This is a genomic window from Pseudomonas sp. B21_DOA, assembly GCA_030544685.1.
Taxonomy (GTDB): domain Bacteria; phylum Pseudomonadota; class Gammaproteobacteria; order Pseudomonadales; family Pseudomonadaceae; genus Aquipseudomonas; species Aquipseudomonas fluorescens_AO.
In genome coordinates this window covers 403,339-419,611 of record CP086683.1, presented here as the reverse complement: position 1 = coordinate 419,611, position 16,273 = coordinate 403,339, and the positions used below count along the sequence as shown (strand labels likewise).

General features: G+C 60.8%; 10 protein-coding genes and 4 pseudogenes. 12 read left to right on the top strand and 2 right to left on the bottom strand.

Annotated elements, in window-relative coordinates; all coding sequences use genetic code 11:
• Positions 1–170: 170 nt before the first annotated feature.
• Positions 171–905: a ComF family protein gene (locus tag LJU32_02030; protein WKV89264.1), complete on the bottom strand. Its 735-nt coding sequence runs from the start codon at positions 903–905 to the stop codon at positions 171–173.
• A gap of 91 nt (positions 906–996) precedes the next feature.
• On the opposite strand from LJU32_02030, the pseudogene bioB reads away from it, so the two are divergent.
• The 10 genes and pseudogenes from bioB to LJU32_01980 all read left to right on the top strand — a co-directional run bounded on the left by bioB (position 997) and on the right by LJU32_01980 (position 13,374).
• A pseudogene (gene bioB, locus LJU32_02025) lies at positions 997–2,051 on the top strand (biotin synthase BioB).
• A gap of 157 nt (positions 2,052–2,208) precedes the next feature.
• Positions 2,209–3,387 (top strand): 8-amino-7-oxononanoate synthase, encoded by a 1,179-nt coding sequence (gene bioF, locus LJU32_02020; GenBank protein ID WKV89263.1) that lies wholly within the window; start codon positions 2,209–2,211, stop codon positions 3,385–3,387.
• A complete protein-coding gene (locus LJU32_02015; GenBank protein WKV89262.1) occupies positions 3,380–4,111 on the top strand; it encodes an alpha/beta fold hydrolase in 732 nt (243 codons plus the stop codon). The genes bioF and LJU32_02015 overlap by 8 nt, the downstream gene beginning before the upstream one ends.
• A gap of 24 nt (positions 4,112–4,135) precedes the next feature.
• A pseudogene (bioC, locus tag LJU32_02010) lies at positions 4,136–4,911 on the top strand (malonyl-ACP O-methyltransferase BioC).
• Entirely contained in the window at positions 4,908–5,588 is a 681-nt protein-coding gene (gene bioD, locus LJU32_02005) for a dethiobiotin synthase (protein WKV89261.1), read from the top strand. Before bioC ends, bioD begins: the two are co-directional and overlap by 4 nt.
• Positions 5,589–5,696: 108 nt before the next feature.
• A complete protein-coding gene (locus LJU32_02000; GenBank protein ID WKV91020.1) occupies positions 5,697–5,993 on the top strand; it encodes a pyrroloquinoline quinone biosynthesis protein PqqE in 297 nt (98 codons plus the stop codon).
• 275 nt (positions 5,994–6,268) lie between these two features.
• Positions 6,269–8,073 (top strand): annotated as a pseudogene (locus LJU32_01995) (phenylacyl-CoA dehydrogenase).
• 190 nt (positions 8,074–8,263) lie between these two features.
• Complete coding sequence (locus tag LJU32_01990) at positions 8,264–9,553, top strand: GGDEF domain-containing protein (GenBank protein WKV89260.1); 1,290 nt, start codon at positions 8,264–8,266, stop codon at positions 9,551–9,553.
• Positions 9,554–9,643: 90 nt separating this feature from the next.
• The gene (locus LJU32_01985; protein ID WKV89259.1) at positions 9,644–11,440 is read left to right on the top strand and encodes an acyl-CoA dehydrogenase C-terminal domain-containing protein; all 1,797 of its coding nucleotides are present in this window, start codon (positions 9,644–9,646) and stop codon (positions 11,438–11,440) included.
• Positions 11,441–11,595: 155 nt separating this feature from the next.
• Positions 11,596–13,374 (top strand): acyl-CoA dehydrogenase C-terminal domain-containing protein, encoded by a 1,779-nt coding sequence (locus tag LJU32_01980; GenBank protein ID WKV89258.1) that lies wholly within the window; start codon positions 11,596–11,598, stop codon positions 13,372–13,374.
• 228 nt (positions 13,375–13,602) lie between these two features.
• On the opposite strand, the pseudogene LJU32_01975 reads toward LJU32_01980, so the two are convergent.
• Positions 13,603–14,516: pseudogene (locus LJU32_01975) on the bottom strand (LysR family transcriptional regulator).
• A 168-nt stretch (positions 14,517–14,684) separates the two neighbouring features.
• On the opposite strand from LJU32_01975, the gene LJU32_01970 reads away from it, so the two are divergent.
• The gene (locus LJU32_01970; protein WKV89257.1) at positions 14,685–15,911 is read left to right on the top strand and encodes an aminotransferase class III-fold pyridoxal phosphate-dependent enzyme; all 1,227 of its coding nucleotides are present in this window, start codon (positions 14,685–14,687) and stop codon (positions 15,909–15,911) included.
• Positions 15,912–16,102: 191 nt separating this feature from the next.
• Positions 16,103–16,261 (top strand): YqaE/Pmp3 family membrane protein, encoded by a 159-nt coding sequence (locus LJU32_01965; GenBank protein WKV89256.1) that lies wholly within the window; start codon positions 16,103–16,105, stop codon positions 16,259–16,261.
• The last annotated feature ends 12 nt before the right edge of the window (positions 16,262–16,273 follow it).

Below are 16,273 nucleotides of genomic sequence, written 5' to 3'. Positions count from 1 at the left end.
GCTCGGGCGATGAAAGGGACGTTGGCCACTTGCAACGCATGAGTCAAGCCTGACGCCGAGCCCCTGTGGGAGCGAGCCTGCTCGCGAAAGCGGTTTGACCAACAACATCTTTGTTGAATGTGAGGCCCATTCGCGAGCAGGCTCGCTCCCACGTGAGATCTGTATTCGCGTCAGGTACCCGGCTTCGGCGTACGAGCCAGGCAGTACACATCAACCCGCGCCGCGCCTGCATTCATCAACAACCGCGCCAGCGCTTGAGCGGTCGCGCCCGTGGTCAGAACATCATCCACCAGCGCGAAATGGCGGCCGCTTAGCTCTGCATCAGGCGTCAGCGCAAAGGCATTGCGCAAATTGCGCTTGCGCGCCTTGGCGTCGAGATCCTGTTGGGCGTCAGTGTCCATGACTCGCCGCAGCAGCTGTTCTTCACACGGCAAATCCAGCGACACACTCAGCCAGCGCGCGAGCATCGCCGCTTGATTGAATCCGCGCCGACGCAGGCGTTTATTCGCCAACGGCACCGGTAGCAACACATCGGGTCGCGGCAAGTCTTCGGCGAAGCGATGCTGCAGGTATTGACCGAGAACGTCGGCGAGCAGGTGACCAAACGGCCATTTCGCGTTGTGTTTAAAGCGCGTGATCAGACTGTCCACCGGGAAGCAATACACCCAGGGCACCGCGACCTGCTCGAAGGCCGGAGGCTCTAGCAGGCACTCGCCGCAAGTCAGGCCATCCGCCGCCAGCGGCAAAGCGCAGCTCTGACAATGGCTGCCGAGCCAGGGCATCTCGGTTTCGCAGGCCTCGCACATTGGCATTTGTGCTTCCGCGGGCTCATCGCACAGCAAACAGGTCTGTACGTTTTTTAAACAGATGTAAACCTGTCCCTGGTATTGCGGTTGACAGCGCATCGCTCTTCCTTAAATATGCCGAACATCCGTGTAGCGCCTGTGGATATTCCATTTTCCCCGGCGCCCGCCAAGCATAACCAAGGAATTGCCCATGAGCGCGAGCACCACTGCCACCCTGCGTCACGATTGGTCTCTGGCCGAAGTCAAAGCACTCTTCGTACAGCCATTCAACGACTTGCTGTTCCAGGCGCAAACGGTGCACCGCGCACATTTCAACGCCAACCGCGTGCAGGTCTCGACACTGCTGTCGATCAAGACCGGCGCCTGCCCGGAAGACTGCAAGTACTGCCCGCAGTCCGGGCACTACAACACCGGTCTGGAAAAAGAAAAGCTGATGGAAGTGCAGAAAGTCCTCGAAGAGGCGGCCCGCGCCAAAGCCATCGGTTCGACGCGGTTCTGCATGGGCGCGGCGTGGAAACATCCGTCGGCCAAGGACATGCCGTATGTGTTGAAGATGGTTGAAGGGGTGAAAGCCCTGGGCCTGGAAACCTGCATGACCCTCGGTCGTCTCGATCAGGAGCAGACCGAAGCGCTGGCCAAGGCCGGTCTCGATTACTACAACCACAACCTCGACACCTCGCCGGAGTTCTACGGCAGCATCATCACCACCCGCACTTACAGCGAGCGTCTGCAGACGCTGGCCTACGTGCGTGAGTCGGGGATGAAAATCTGCTCCGGCGGCATTCTCGGCATGGGCGAATCGCTGGACGATCGCGCCAATCTGCTGATCCAGTTGGCCAACCTGCCGGAGCACCCGGAGTCGGTGCCGATCAACATGCTGGTGAAAGTCGCCGGCACGCCGCTGGAAAACGCCGAAGACATTGACCCGTTCGACTTCATCCGCATGCTCGCCGTCGCGCGCATCCTCATGCCGCAATCCCACGTACGTCTGTCCGCCGGTCGCGAAGCGATGAACGAGCAGATGCAGGCCCTGGCTTTTTCGCCGGCGCCAACTCGATTTTCTACGGCGACAAATTGCTCACCACCGCCAACCCGCAGGCGGACAAGGACATGCAGCTGTTTGCGCGCCTCGGTATCCAGCCGGAGGCCCGTGAAGAGCATTCCGATGAGGTTCATCAGGCTGCGATCGAGCAGGCACTGGTGGAGCAGAAGAGCAGCGAGCAGTTCTATAACGCAGCGGTTTAATCCTGCGCGAATGTATCTGAAGGAATGCAACACCTTGTGGGAGCGGGCTTGCTCGCGAAAGCGTCAGGCCAGTCAACATACCGTTGAATGTTAGACCGCATTCGCGAGCAAGCCCGCTCCCACAGGGGATCTGTGTCATTTGAAAATCGAGGCCTGCATGTCTTTCGATCTCGCCGCACGCCTTGCTGCCCGCCGTGCCGAAAACCTCTACCGGCAGCGTCCGCTGCTTGAATCGCCGCAAGGCCCGCAAGTGGTGGTCGACGGCCAACCGCTGCTCGCTTTCTGCAACAACGACTATCTGGGCCTGGCCAATCATCCGCAGGTGATCGAAGCCTGGCGCACCGGTGCCGAGCGTTGGGGTGTCGGCGGTGGCGCGTCGCATCTGGTGATCGGCCACAGCAGCCCGCATCACGCGCTGGAAGAAGCCCTCGCCGAACTGACCGGCCGGCCGCGTGCGCTGCTGTTTACCACCGGCTACATGGCCAACCTCGGCGTGGTCACGGCGCTGGTCGGGCAGGGCGATACGGTGCTCGAAGACCGGCTCAATCATGCTTCGTTGCTGGACGCAGGCCTGTTGTCCGGTGCGCGTTTCAATCGCTATCTGCACAACGACGCCGAGAGTCTGGCCAAGCGCCTGGAGAAAGCCACTGGCAACACACTGGTGGTGACCGATGGCGTATTCAGTATGGACGGCGACATCGCCGACCTGCCGGCGCTGGCCCGCGCGGCCAAGGCCAAAGGCGCGTGGCTGATGGTCGACGATGCCCACGGCTTCGGCCCGCTGGGCGCCAACGGTGGCGGCATCGTCGAGCATTTCGGCCTGAGCCAGGACGATGTGCCGGTGCTGGTCGGCACCCTCGGCAAAGCCTTCGGCACCGCCGGGGCCTTTGTCGCCGGCAGCGAAGAGTTGATCGAAAGCTTGATCCAGTTCGCCCGGCCGTACATCTACACCACCAGCCAACCGCCGGCGCTGGCCTGCGCGACGCTGAAAAGCCTCGAACTGCTGCGCAGTGAACACTGGCGCCGTGAACACTTGCAGACGCTGATTCGCCAGTTCCGCCACGGCGCCGAGCAGATCGGGCTGGAACTGTTGGACAGCTTCACGCCGATCCAGCCGATCATGATCGGCGCTGCCGGGCGCGCCGTGCGGTTGTCGCAGATGCTGCGCGAGCGCGGGTTGATGGTCACTGCGATTCGCCCTCCGACCGTGCCGGCCGGCAGCGCGCGACTGCGCGTCACGCTGACCGCCGCCCACAGCGAGGCGCAGGTGCAACAGTTACTGGAAGGGCTGGCGGATTGTTTCGCCCGATTGTCGTTGGAGCCAAGCCATGCGTAATCGTCTGATCCTGTTGCCCGGCTGGGGCCTCGGCGTGTCGCCGCTGGAACCGCTGGCCGCAGCATTACGTGGCCTCGACGAACATCTGCAAGTCGAGATTGAACCGCTGCCGGAGCTGGACTCCGCTGACCTTGAAGACTGGCTCGACGAACTCGATGCGCGCATTCCGCAGGAAGTCTGGCTCGGTGGCTGGTCGCTGGGCGGCATGCTCGCCTCTGAGTTGGCGGCACGACGCGGCGAGGCGTGCTGCGGGGTGCTGACGCTGGCGAGCAATCCGGCGTTTGTTGCGCATGAGCAGTGGCCGGATGCGATGCCTGCCGAGACCTTTGATGCATTTCTTGCCGGTTGCCAGGCCGATCCGCGTACGATGCTCAAGCGTTTTGCTTTGTTATGTGCGCAAGGTTCGCCAGACCCGCGTGGCTTGTCGCGCTTGCTGCTCGGTGGCGCGCCAGCCATCGCGCCGGCCGCGCTGATGGCAGGTCTGGAGCTACTCGCGCAGCTGGATACGCGACAGGCGCTGCAGGGGTTTCGCGGCCCACAGTTTCATCTGTTCGGCGGGCAGGACGCGCTGGTCCCGGCGGAAGCGGCCGGCGCATTGTTCGCGCTGTTGCCGGATATCGAAATTGGTCTGATCGAACAGGCCAGCCATGCTTTTCTGCTGGAGGACCCGCACGGAGTCGCGGGCGCGATCCAGGCGTTTCTACATGAGTGCGCTGATGACTGACCTGTCCCTTGTGCTGCCTGGGGCTTGCCCGACAAGCGTCAGGTGGCGGCGTCTTTTCTCGCGCTGCGGCCAGTTACGACAGCGTCGCCGAGTTTCAGCGTGACGTCGGCACGCAGCTGCTTGAGCGTTTGCCTGGGAGTTTCATGCCGTCGCGGTGGCTCGATCTCGGTTGTGGCACCGGCTATTTCAGCCGCGCGCTGGCCTCGCGTTTCACCCAGGGCAGCGGTGTCGCGCTGGACATTGCCGAGGGCATGCTCAATCACGCACGGCCGTTGGGTGGCGCTGAGCATTTCATTGCCGGCGATGCCGAAAGGCTGCCGTTGCAGGACGCTAGCTTCGATTTGATTTTCTCCAGCCTGGCGGTGCAGTGGTGCGCCGACTTCGAAACGGTGCTCAGCGAAGCTTTTCGCGTGCTTAAACCGGGCGGGATTTTTGCCTTTGCTAGTCTGTGTACAGGGACGCTGTTCGAGTTGCGTGAGAGTTGGCAGCAGGTCGACGGGCTGGTGCACGTCAATCGCTTCCGCGAGTTCGCCCGCTATGAACAGTTATGTGGCGGAAGTGGCATGCGCGCAGTGAGTCTGGAAAATCTGCCGCACGTGTTGCATTACCCGGATGTGCGCAGCCTGACTCACGAGCTCAAAGCGTTGGGTGCACACAATCTGAACCCTGGCCGGCCGGGTGGTTTGACCGGGCGGGCGCGGATTCTCGGGCTGGTCGACGCGTATGAGCGCTTCCGTCAGACGTCGGGGCTGCCGGCAACGTATCAGGTGGTGTACGCCGTGTTGGAGAAACCTCTATGAGCGCAGCCTATTTCATCACCGGTACCGACACCGATGTCGGCAAGACCACCGTCGCAGCCGGATTGCTCCATGCAGCGCGCTCGGCAGGCTTGAGCACGGCGGCGGGCAAACCGGTGGCATCCGGTTGCGACGTCACGCCCAAAGGCTTGCGTAACTCCGATGCGTTGGCACTGTTGGCCGAGTGTTCATTGCCGCTGACTTATCAACAGGTCAATCCGGTGGCGTTCGAGCCAGCGATCGCTCCCCATCTGGCGGCGCGCGAAGCAGGTGTGGCGCTGACGGTGCAATCGCTGCTGGCGCCGATGCGCGGGATTCTGGCGATGAACGCCGATTTCACCCTGATCGAAGGCGCGGGCGGCTGGCGGGTGCCGTTGGCCGATCAGGACAATCTCTCGGACCTGGCGATTGCGCTGAAGCTGCCGGTGATTCTGGTGGTGGGCGTGAGGCTGGGGTGCATCAGTCATGCGTTGCTGACCGCCGAGGCGATTGCTCGCGACGGTCTGCAGTTGGCGGGTTGGGTGGCGAATATCATCGATCCGAAAACCTCTCGGCTGGAGGAAAACTTAGCGACGCTCGCCGAACGCATACCGGCGCCGTGCCTGGGCCGGGTGCCGAAACTCAAAGCGTTGAGCGCCGAAGCGGTGGCCGAGCATCTGCAACTGGATCTGCTCGACTAAGTTTTTCACTATGAGCAGGCACTGTGCTATTAGTGTTTTTGACGGGTGTTTTGCTGGCGCGTCTGCTTCAATGGCGACCATTGATCCTTTGCAGGGATGAGAGTGACTATGGAAATCTCCGGCAACACAGCTTTTTATGCGGGCCTGAGTTCGATTCAGTCCGGGCAGAACCGGGTCGATCAGGCGGCCAGTCAGATCGCCAATAACACCATCGAACGTTCGGTGACCAGCCAGTCGTCCGAAGTGCAGGTCAATCGCCTGCGCGGCGTGGATCGCGCGCAGGAATCGGATCTGGCGAGCAATATCGTCGAGCTGTCGCAGGGCAAGATCCAGGCAGAGCTGGGTGTGAAAGTGGCCAAGGCGTCCGACGAAGTGCTCGGGACGATCATCGATACGTTTGCCTGAATGAGTTTGTTCTAGATCCCGAAACGCCGCGCCCTGTCGCGGCGTTTTTCGTTTAAGTCCTTCTTGCTCAACTAATCTTTCCTTCAACGTCCCGTGACTTGGTGAAGTCTCGGCGTTTTATCGTTTTCGGCATTTGGGAAAGATGATGCCGAACGGCAAAAGAACGACGCTTGACAAGATTTCGGCGTAAACGTATGTTTCAAACAACTGTTTGACCGTCACAACAACTCAACACGGTCGTTCATTCCCGGTTACATCAGCAGAGGTTTATCGCTATGCCTGACTACAAGGCCCCTTGCGTGATATTCGCTTCGTTCGTGACGAGCTGCTCGGCTACGAAGCGCACTATCAGAGCCTGCCAGCGTGCGCAGACGCCACGCCGGACATGGTTGACGCCATCCTCGAGGAAGGCGCCAAGTTTTGTGAGCAGGTACTGGCGCCGCTGAACCGCGTGGGCGATCTGGAAGGTTGCACCTGGAGCGAGTCCGGCGTGAAAACCCCGACTGGCTTCAAAGAGGCGTACAAGCAATTCGTCGAAGGCGGCTGGCCAAGTCTGGCGCACGACGTTGAGCATGGCGGTCAGGGCCTGCCTGAGTCGCTGGGTCTGGCGGTCAGCGAAATGGTCGGCGAAGCCAACTGGTCGTGGGGCATGTACCCAGGCCTGTCGCACGGCGCGATGAACACGATCTCCGAGCACGGCACCCCTGAGCAGCAGGAAGCCTATCTGACCAAACTGGTCTCCGGCGAATGGACCGGCACCATGTGCCTGACCGAACCGCACTGCGGCACCGACCTGGGCATGCTGCGCACCAAGGCCGAGCCTCAGGCCGACGGTTCCTACAAAGTTTCCGGCACCAAGATCTTCATCTCGGCCGGTGAACACGACATGGCCGACAACATCGTCCACATCGTACTGGCCCGCCTGCCGGATGCTCCGGCTGGCACCAAAGGCATCTCGCTGTTCATCGTTCCAAAGTTCCTGCCAAACGCCGATGGCACCATTGGCGCGCGCAACGCAGTGAGCTGCGGTTCGCTGGAACACAAGATGGGCATCCACGGCAACGCCACCTGCGTGATGAACTTCGACGGCGCCACCGGTTACCTGATCGGCCCGGCGAACAAAGGTCTGAACTGCATGTTCACCTTTATGAACACCGCCCGTCTCGGTACCGCGCTGCAAGGTCTGGCTCACGCCGAAATCGGCTTCCAGGGCGGTCTGAAGTACGCTCGCGATCGCCTGCAAATGCGTTCGCTGACTGGCCCGAAAGCGCCGGACAAAGCCGCTGACCCGATCATCGTTCACCCTGACGTGCGCCGCATGCTGTTGACCATGAAGGCGTTCGCCGAAGGCAACCGCGCGATGGTCTACTTCACCGCCAAACAGGTCGACATCGTCAAATACGGCGTCGATGAAGAAGCTAAGAAGAAGGCCGACGCACTGCTGGCGTTCATGACCCCGATCGCCAAAGCGTTCATGACCGAAGTCGGTTTCGAAGCCGCCAACCACGGTGTGCAGATCTACGGCGGCCACGGCTTCATCGCCGAGTGGGGCATGGAGCAGAACGTTCGCGATAGCCGCATTTCGATGCTGTACGAAGGCACCACCGGCATCCAGGCTCTGGACCTGCTCGGCCGTAAAGTGCTGATGACTCAAGGCGAAGCTCTGAAAGGCTTCACCAAGATCGTCCACAAGTTCTGCCAGAACAACGAAGGCAACGAAGCCGTCCAGGAATTCGTCGCGCCGCTGGCTGCACTGAACAAGGAATGGGGCGAGCTGACCATGAAGGTCGGTATGGCTGCCATGAAAGATCGCGAAGAAGTCGGCGCGGCCTCCGTGGACTACCTGATGTACTCCGGTTATGCCTGCCTGGCCTACTTCTGGGCGGACATGGCACGTCTGGCTGCGGAAAAACTGGCTGCCGGCACCACCGACGAGGCGTTCTACACCGCCAAGCTGCAGACCGCGCGCTTCTACTTCCAGCGCATCCTGCCGCGTACCCGCACACACGTGGCCACTATGCTGTCGGGCGCTGGCAACCTGATGGACATGAAAGAAGAAGACTTCGCGCTGGGCTACTAAGCTTCGACGCAGTCTGACGAAAACCGCTGCTCCCGTTAGGGGCAGCGGTTTTTTTGTTGGCGGATCGCTCAGATAGTCGAGCTTCCGGCCGTTATAGAGACCGTGTGTGATCTGGATCACATTGTGTGGGCTTGGCCGCACTTTGCAGGCACAATGCCATCTCTTTGCTATGACGGGTCGGAGCTTACCCTTGCCGCGTTCTTCCGCTGTACGTTTCAGCCATTTCCTGCCATCACTGCTGTTATTGCTTGCGGGGCTGGCGGCTGCGTACGTCAAAGACCTCAGCGTGTTTTTCACGTCCCTGTTCAATGTCTTGCCGACCCTGGTTCTGTTGCTCGGCGGGGCGTACTGCGCGGTGTACCGACGACAGCGCGAACTGTTTCTGATGCTCACGGTTTACATCGCCTATTTTCTGCTCGATACCCAGACCGACTTTTACCGCGACAACGGCAAAGTCCGAGAAGACGCTGCGGTGGTTTTCCATCTGGTCTGCCTGTTGCTGCCATTGTTGTTCGGGCTGTTCGCAGCGTGGCAAGAGCGTACGCATCTGTTTCAGGACATGGTCGCGCGGTTCGCTGTGCTGCTAGCGTTTGGCAGCGTGGCGCTGGGGCTGGAGCAAAGTTACCCACAGGCGCTGCTGCTGTGGTTGTCGGAGATCCGCTGGCCGGCGCTGCACGGCGCGTGGATGAGTCTGATCCAGTTGTCCTATCCGGTGTTCATCTCGGCCTTCCTGCTCCTGGCCTGGCAATACTGGCGTAACCCGCGCCCGCTGCACGCGGCGCAACTGGTCGGCTTGCTCGGGGTCTTCTGGATGTTGCCGAAGACTTTCATTCTGCCGTTCACCCTGAACATCATGTGCAGTCAGGTAATGCTCATGATCGCAGCGGCGGTTGCGCATGAGGCCTATCAAATGGCCTTCCGCGACGAGCTCACCGGCCTGCCGGGACGACGTGCGCTCAACGAACGCATGCAGCGACTGGGGCGCAACTATGTGCTGGCGATGAGCGACGTCGATCACTTCAAGAAATTCAACGACACCCACGGCCACGACGTCGGTGATCAGGTCCTGCGGCTGGTCGCCAGCAAACTGTCGAAAATCAGCGGTGGTGGTAGGGCGTATCGCTACGGCGGTGAGGAATTTGCCTTGGTGTTTGCAGGCAAAACCCTTGAGGAATGCATGCCGCACCTGGAAGTGATCCGCGAATCGATCGCCTCCTACAGCATTCAGTTGCGCAACCAGGAAAACCGCCCGCAGGATGATCAGCAAGGTCGCCAGCGCCGCAGCGGTTCCGGGGCTTCGGCGGTGTCGGTGACGGTGAGCATCGGCGTCGCCGAACGCGTCGAGCAGCGCACTCCGGAAGAAGTGCTCAAGTCCGCCGACCAGGCGTTGTATAGCGCCAAGGGCGCCGGGCGTAACTGCGTCATGGCGTTCGGGCAGAACCGCCGTGGCGCGGTGCGCATGGATACCGCTGCGGGTTGAGTGATGACGGCGCATTCAGCGCCCGCACATTGATTGTCGCGCGTGGTAGCCAGCAGTAGGTTGAACAAATCTGCTGACGGAGAAGCCACCATGCCTGAGTACAAAGCTCCCCTGCGCGACATGCGCTTTCTGATCGATCACGTCTTCGACTTCCACACCAGTTACGCCAATCTCGGCGCGCATGACGCCAGCCCGGACATGATCAGCGCGATCCTCGAAGAAGGCGCGAAGTTCTGCGAGAACGTGCTGGCCCCGCTCAATCGCAGCGGCGATGAAGAGGGCTGCCATTTCGACAACGGCGTGGTAACAACGCCTACAGGCTTCAAGCAGGCCTTCGCACAATATGTCGAGGGCGGCTGGCACGGTTTGGCGGCTGATCCGGCTTACGGTGGTCAAGGGCTGCCGAGCTCGCTGGGACTGGTGATCAGCGAGATGGTCGGTTCCAGTAACACGTCCTGGGGTATGTACCCGGGCCTGACTCACGGCGCGATGTCGGCGATCCACGCCCACGGTACCGCCGAGCAGAAAGACACTTACCTGAGCAAACTCACCGCTGGTCAGTGGACCGGCACCATGTGCCTGACCGAAGCGCACTGCGGCACTGATCTGGGCATCATCAAGACCCGCGCGGTGCCACGGGCCGACGGCAGCTACGCGATCACCGGCAGCAAGATCTTCATTTCTGCCGGCGAGCATGACCTGAGCGACAACATCATCCATCTGGTCCTGGCCAAGCTGCCGGACGCACCGGCCGGAACCAAGGGCATTTCCCTGTTTATCGTGCCCAAGTTCCTCCCCGACGCGACAGGCGAAGCGGGAGAGCGCAATGGCGTTTCCTGTGGTTCGATCGAGCACAAGATGGGCATCAAGGCTTCGGCCACCTGCGTGCTGAACTTCGATGCCGCCACCGGTTACCTGATCGGCGAGCCGAACAAGGGCCTCAACTGCATGTTCACCATGATGAACCACGCGCGACTCGGCACCGGCATGCAGGGGCTGTGTCTGGGCGAGGCGAGTTTTCAGGGTGCGATCAAGTACGCCAACGACCGCCTGCAGATGCGCGCGCTGACCGGCGCGAAGGCCCCGGAAAAACCTGCCGATCCGATCATCGTTCACCCCGATGTGCGGCGCATGTTGCTGACCATGAAAGCCTTCAACGAAGGCAATCGGGCGCTGACCTACTTCACCGCACAGATGCTCGATGCCGCGCACCTGAGCAGCGATGCCGAGGCGCGTCGGGATGCCGAAGACCTGTTGGCGTTCCTCACGCCAATCTGCAAAGCCTTCATGACCGACACCGGGCTGGAAGTGACCAATCACGGCATGCAGGTGTTCGGCGGCCACGGTTTCATTCGTGAGTGGGGCATGGAGCAACTGGTGCGCGATTGCCGGATTGCGCCGATCTACGAGGGCACCAACGGCATTCAGGCGCTGGATTTGCTCGGGCGCAAAGTGCTGGGCAGTCAGGGCAAGCTGCTGCGGGGCTTTACCAAAATCGTCCACAAGTTCTGCGCAGCGAACGCCGACCATCCGCAGTTGGGCAGCTTCGTCGCGCAACTCAACGGGCTCAATCAGCAGTGGGGCGACCTGACCATGAAGGTCGGCATGGCCGCCATGAAGAACCCCGACGAAGTCGGCGCCGCATCGGTGGATTACCTGATGTACAGCGGCTACATCATCCTTGGCTACCTGTGGCTGCGCATGGCGTTGGTTGCGCAGGCACAGCTGGAGGCGGGCGAGGGTGAGGCTGATTTTCTCAAGGGCAAACTGGCGACGTGCGAGTTCTACTTCAAGCGTTTGTTGCCGCGTACGGCTGCGCATCAGGCAGCGATCGAGGCGGGCAGTGATTGTTTGATGAATTTGCCGGCGCAGGCGTTTGCTTTGTAGGGCAGATCGAAAGATCGCGGCGATCTTTTTCCTGTGACTAAAAATAACAAATCAGTCACCGGTTGACCCTATGTGTCGCAAAAGTTGTTGAGGTACACTCCGGCTCAACGAACATCATTCCACGAACCACCTGTTTAGATCTTGCGAGGTTTGCCATGGCTGACTACAAAGCGCCGCTGCGCGATATGCGCTTCGTCCTCAATGAAGTGTTCGAAGTCGCCAAACTCTGGGCCGAGCTGCCGGCGCTGGCCGAGACCGTCGACGCCGAGACCGTTGAAGCGATTCTCGAAGAGGCCGGCAAGGTCACCAGCAAAAGCATCGCGCCGCTGAGCCGTGCCGCTGACGAGGAAGGTTGCCATTGGGCGGACGGTGCCGTCACCACGCCGGCCGGCTTCCCACAGGCCTATCAGACTTATGCCGAAGGCGGCTGGGTCGGCGTCGGCGGTGATCCGGCCTATGGCGGCATGGGCATGCCCAAAGCCGTGTCGGCGCAGGTCGAGGAAATGGTCAACTCCGCTAGCCTGGCGTTCGGTCTGTATCCGATGCTGACCGCCGGCGCCTGCCTGTCGATCAACGCTCACGCCAGTGAAGAACTCAAAGCTGCGTACCTGCCGAACATGTACGCCGGCATCTGGGCCGGCTCCATGTGCCTGACCGAGCCGCATGCTGGCACTGACCTGGGCATTATTCGCACCAAAGCCGAACCTCAGGCCGACGGTTCCTACAAGGTCAGCGGCACCAAGATCTTCATCACCGGCGGCGAGCACGACCTCACCGAAAACATCATTCATCTGGTCCTAGCCAAGCTGCCGGACGCCCCGGCCGGTCCGAAAGGCATTTCGCTGTTCCTGGTGCCGAAGTTCATGGTCAATGCCGACGGCAGCCTCGGTGCGCGTAACCCGGCCAACTGCGGATCGATCGAACACAAGATGGGCATTCAGGCTTCCGCAACCTGTGTGATGAACTTCGACGAAGCGGTGGGCTATCTGGTCGGCGAACCGAACAAAGGCCTGGCCGCGATGTTCACCATGATGAACTACGAGCGCCTGGGTGTTGGTATTCAAGGCCTGGCCACCGGCGAGCGCTCTTATCAGAACGCTGTTGAATATGCGCGCGATCGTCTGCAGAGCCGTTCGCCGACCGGCGCGCAGAACAAGGACAAAGTTGCTGACCCGATCATCGTCCACCCGGACGTGCGACGCATGCTGCTGACCATGAAAGCCTCGAACGAAGGCGGCCGTGCGTTCTCCACGTATGTGGCGATGCAACTGGACACCGCCAAGTTCAGCGAAGACGCGACCACCCGCAAGCGTGCGGAAGATCTGGTGGCGTTGCTGACGCCGGTAGCGAAAGCCTTCCTGACCGACCTGGGTCTGGAAACCACCGTTCATGGCCAGCAGATTTTCGGCGGCCACGGTTACATCCGCGAGTGGGGCCAGGAGCAACTGGTGCGTGACGTGCGCATCACCCAGATTTACGAGGGCACCAACGGGATTCAGGCGCTGGACCTGGTGGGTCGCAAGATCGTTGGCAGTGGCGGTGCGTTCTACAAATTGTTCGCTGACGAGATCCGTCATTTCACCGCCACCGCCAGTGCCGATCTGAGCGAGTTCACCAAGCCGTTGAACGATGCCGTCGACACCCTCGACGAGCTGACCGCGTGGCTGCTGGACCGGGCGAAAAACAATCCGAACGAAATCGGCGCGGCCTCGGTCGAATATTTGCAAGCGTTCGGATACACCGCTTACGCCTACATGTGGGCGTTGATGGCCAAAGCCTCGCTGGGCAAGGAAGCGCAAGATGATTTCTATGCGAGCAAGCTGGGTACCGCACGCTTCTATTTCGCCCGTCTGCTGCCACGTATTCACTCGTTGAGCGCGTCGGTCAAGGCCGGTAGCGAGTCGCTGTTCCTGCTGGATGCCGCACAGTTCTGATCCTGTAGACGTCATGTAAGCATTTGCTTACGTGACGTGCTGCTGTTCTCCCATATGCATACATTGGATCCACCGCTAATCTACATTTCATGGACGTCGCGCAGGAAGCGCAAAGTAAACAACACGGACACGTAGGATTCTGCCAGGGTGGCGGAGTGAAATGGATGTCAGGGAAACAGTCTGCAAAGCCCCGCTTCGGCGGGGTTTTCTTTTGCCTGAAGAAAAGTTTCAGGCGAGCGGATCGAGGGGCGGCTTCACTTCGCGATCGATCACCTCTTCAAGCAATGTCCGCAGCAATGCCAACGAGGCCTGCTGGCGTTGTACATCGCGGCACACCAGGCCAACTTGCAACGGCACCCGTGGCTCGCTCAGCGGTTTCCACAGCAGATCTTCATCGTCGTATTCCTTTTGCGAACGTCCCGGTAGCACCGTTGCCAGCCTGGTGTGCGGCAGGCTATCGAGAATCCCCAACATATTGTTCAGCTCGGCCTGCACTTGCGGGCGTCGTCCGAGGCTGGTCAGTTGTGCCTGCCAGATCTGCCGGATCTGGAACTCTTCGCCGAGCAGCAACATGGGCAGCTCAGCAGCCTGGCGCATCGAGACTTTCTTGAACTCGCGCAATGGATGGTCGGCCGGGATGACCAGCGTCAGTTCGTCTTCATACAGCAACACCCCGTGCAGACCGGGTTGGCGCGGTGGCAGATAGCTGATACCGATGTCCAGCGAACCATTGAGCAGACGCCGCTCGATTTCCAGTCCGGTCAGTTCATAGATCTGCACCACCAGATGTGGCTGCGCCTTGCGCACACGCTCGAGCATTTGCGGCACAAGGCTGGTGTGCACCGTTTGCAGCACACCGATCGCCAGGGTGCGCAACGCCTGCCCTTGAAATTACCCAATGCCTCGCGCGCCCGCTGCAAGCCATCGAGCAGCGGCAACGCGTGGTTGTACAGCGTGTGCGCAGCGAGAGTCGGCAGCAGGCGTTTACTGCTGCGTTCGAACAGGGTGACGTCGAGGTTCTGCTCCAGCTGTCGGATCTGTTGCGACAGCGCCGGTTGCGAGATCGACAAGCGCTCAGCCGCACGGCCGACATGGCCTTCTTCGTAGACCGCGACGAAATAACGCAGTTGCTTGAAATCCATAAGTAGCGCTTATCGAAATGGCTGGGAAATCGAAATGGCTTGAAGCCGGTTGCGCGCCTAGTCTAACCGCATTCACAAGGCTTACAGGGCCAGAAAGCGTGATGCATCCCATTTGCTTCGTTAGTGCTTACATAGGCAGTTCAAAAACCTCAAGCGAGGTTTTTTCGCATGAATCTGTTCAGTTTGCGGCGCCAGACGCCAAGTCTGGATGACCTCACCTTCGAGGCGGGGCCATCCACTATGACCGATCACCTCAATGCCCAACGCCTGATGCCCGGTGTCGAGCGACCGCATCAAGTGTTCGTTCGGGGCCAGGGTTCCTGGCTGTGGGACAGCAACGATCGCGCCTACCTCGACTTTTCCCAGGCTGGCGGCGCCAACAGCCTTGGCCACAGCCCCACGGCGCTGGTCAAAGCCATCGCCAATCAGGCCCAAGCGCTGATCAATCCCGGCTGCAATCTGCATAATCGCGGCATGCTCAGCCTCGCCGAATGTTTGTGCGCCAGCACGTCCAGCGATCAGGCGTACCTGCTCAACAGTGGCAGCGAGGCTTGTGACGCGGCGATCAAACTGGCGCGCAAATGGGGGCAACTGCATCGCAGCGGCGCCTCGCGGATCATCGTGTCGCAGCAGGGTTGCCATGGCCGCAGTCTGGCGACGGTCGATCGAGTGCCATTCAATGACATGCCAGCGCTGCATGCGGCGGTCGACGCGCAAACCGTAGCAATCATGCTGGAGCCGATCCAGAGCGATGCCGGGGTCATTCCGGCGACCGAGCATTACCTCAAAGGGGTCGAGCGACTGTGTCGTGACCTGGGCATTCTGCTGATTCTCGACGAAGTGCAAACCGGCATCGGCCGCTGCGGCACCTTGCTCGCCGAACAGTCCTACGGCATTCGCGCCGATATCGTCGTGCTCGGCAAAGGCCTCGGCGGCGGCTTGCCGCTGGCGGCCTTACTGGCGCGAGGCAAGGCCTGCTGTTTCGCCATCGGCGAGCTGAGCGGCACCCATCACGGCAACGCCTTGATCACGGCGGCCGGTCTGGTAGTGCTCGACAGCATCCATGACCGCAGCTTCTTTCAGCAGGTCAACGACAGCGGCCAGCACCTGCGCGAAGGCCTGGCGCGACTGGCGCACCGCTACGGGCACGGCGAGTTGCGCGGCCAAGGCCTGTTTTATGGGCTGACGCTGTCCGCCGAATGCGCCGACGCCGTCGTTCACGCCGCACTTCACGAAGGCCTGATATTGAACGCTGCGCAGCCTGACTGCCTGCGCTTCACCCCGGCCCTCACTGTCAGCAAAGCCAACATCGACGAAATGCTCCTGCGCCTGGGCCGCGCCTTCTCGCGAGTGCGCACCGCCCAATTGCAATGCCGCAAGGGCATTGCCGTCTGAGCAGAGGTGCCCCAACCGATTACTCGAACCGTCTCGCGGTATAACGCACGCCCCACGCCTGATTCTTTTGGCGTGGGGCGTTTTTTTGTGATGCTGGCGTCAAATAGCAAGCGTAATGAACCCTGACGAACGGCGCAGGTCGATTAGCTTGTATGGCTCAAGTGAGCCAACCCCCATTCAGGAGCTGCCCCATGGATTTCATTCGCATCATCATCGCTATTCTGTTGCCGCCACTGGGCGTGTTTCTGCAGGTCGGGTTTGGCGGGGCGTTCTGGCTGAACATTCTGCTGACGTTGTGCGGCTACATTCCGGGGATCGTGCATGCGGTGTATATCATCGCCAAGCGTTGAGTTCAGTGGCGT

Bases quoted from the DNA above. Each gene is read 5' to 3' on its own strand.
- LJU32_02030 (WKV89264.1), bottom strand. From the start codon at position 905: ATGCGCTGTCAACCGCAATACCAGGGACAGGTTTACATCTGTTTAAAA.
- LJU32_01970 (WKV89257.1), top strand. From the start codon at position 14,685: ATGAATCTGTTCAGTTTGCGGCGCCAGACGCCAAGTCTGGATGACCTC.
- LJU32_01980 (WKV89258.1), top strand. From the start codon at position 11,596: ATGGCTGACTACAAAGCGCCGCTGCGCGATATGCGCTTCGTCCTCAAT.
- bioF (WKV89263.1), top strand. From the start codon at position 2,209: ATGTCTTTCGATCTCGCCGCACGCCTTGCTGCCCGCCGTGCCGAAAAC.
- bioD (WKV89261.1), top strand. From the start codon at position 4,908: ATGAGCGCAGCCTATTTCATCACCGGTACCGACACCGATGTCGGCAAG.
- LJU32_01985 (WKV89259.1), top strand. From the start codon at position 9,644: ATGCCTGAGTACAAAGCTCCCCTGCGCGACATGCGCTTTCTGATCGAT.
- LJU32_01965 (WKV89256.1), top strand. From the start codon at position 16,103: ATGGATTTCATTCGCATCATCATCGCTATTCTGTTGCCGCCACTGGGC.
- LJU32_02000 (WKV91020.1), top strand. From the start codon at position 5,697: ATGGAAATCTCCGGCAACACAGCTTTTTATGCGGGCCTGAGTTCGATT.
- LJU32_02015 (WKV89262.1), top strand. From the start codon at position 3,380: ATGCGTAATCGTCTGATCCTGTTGCCCGGCTGGGGCCTCGGCGTGTCG.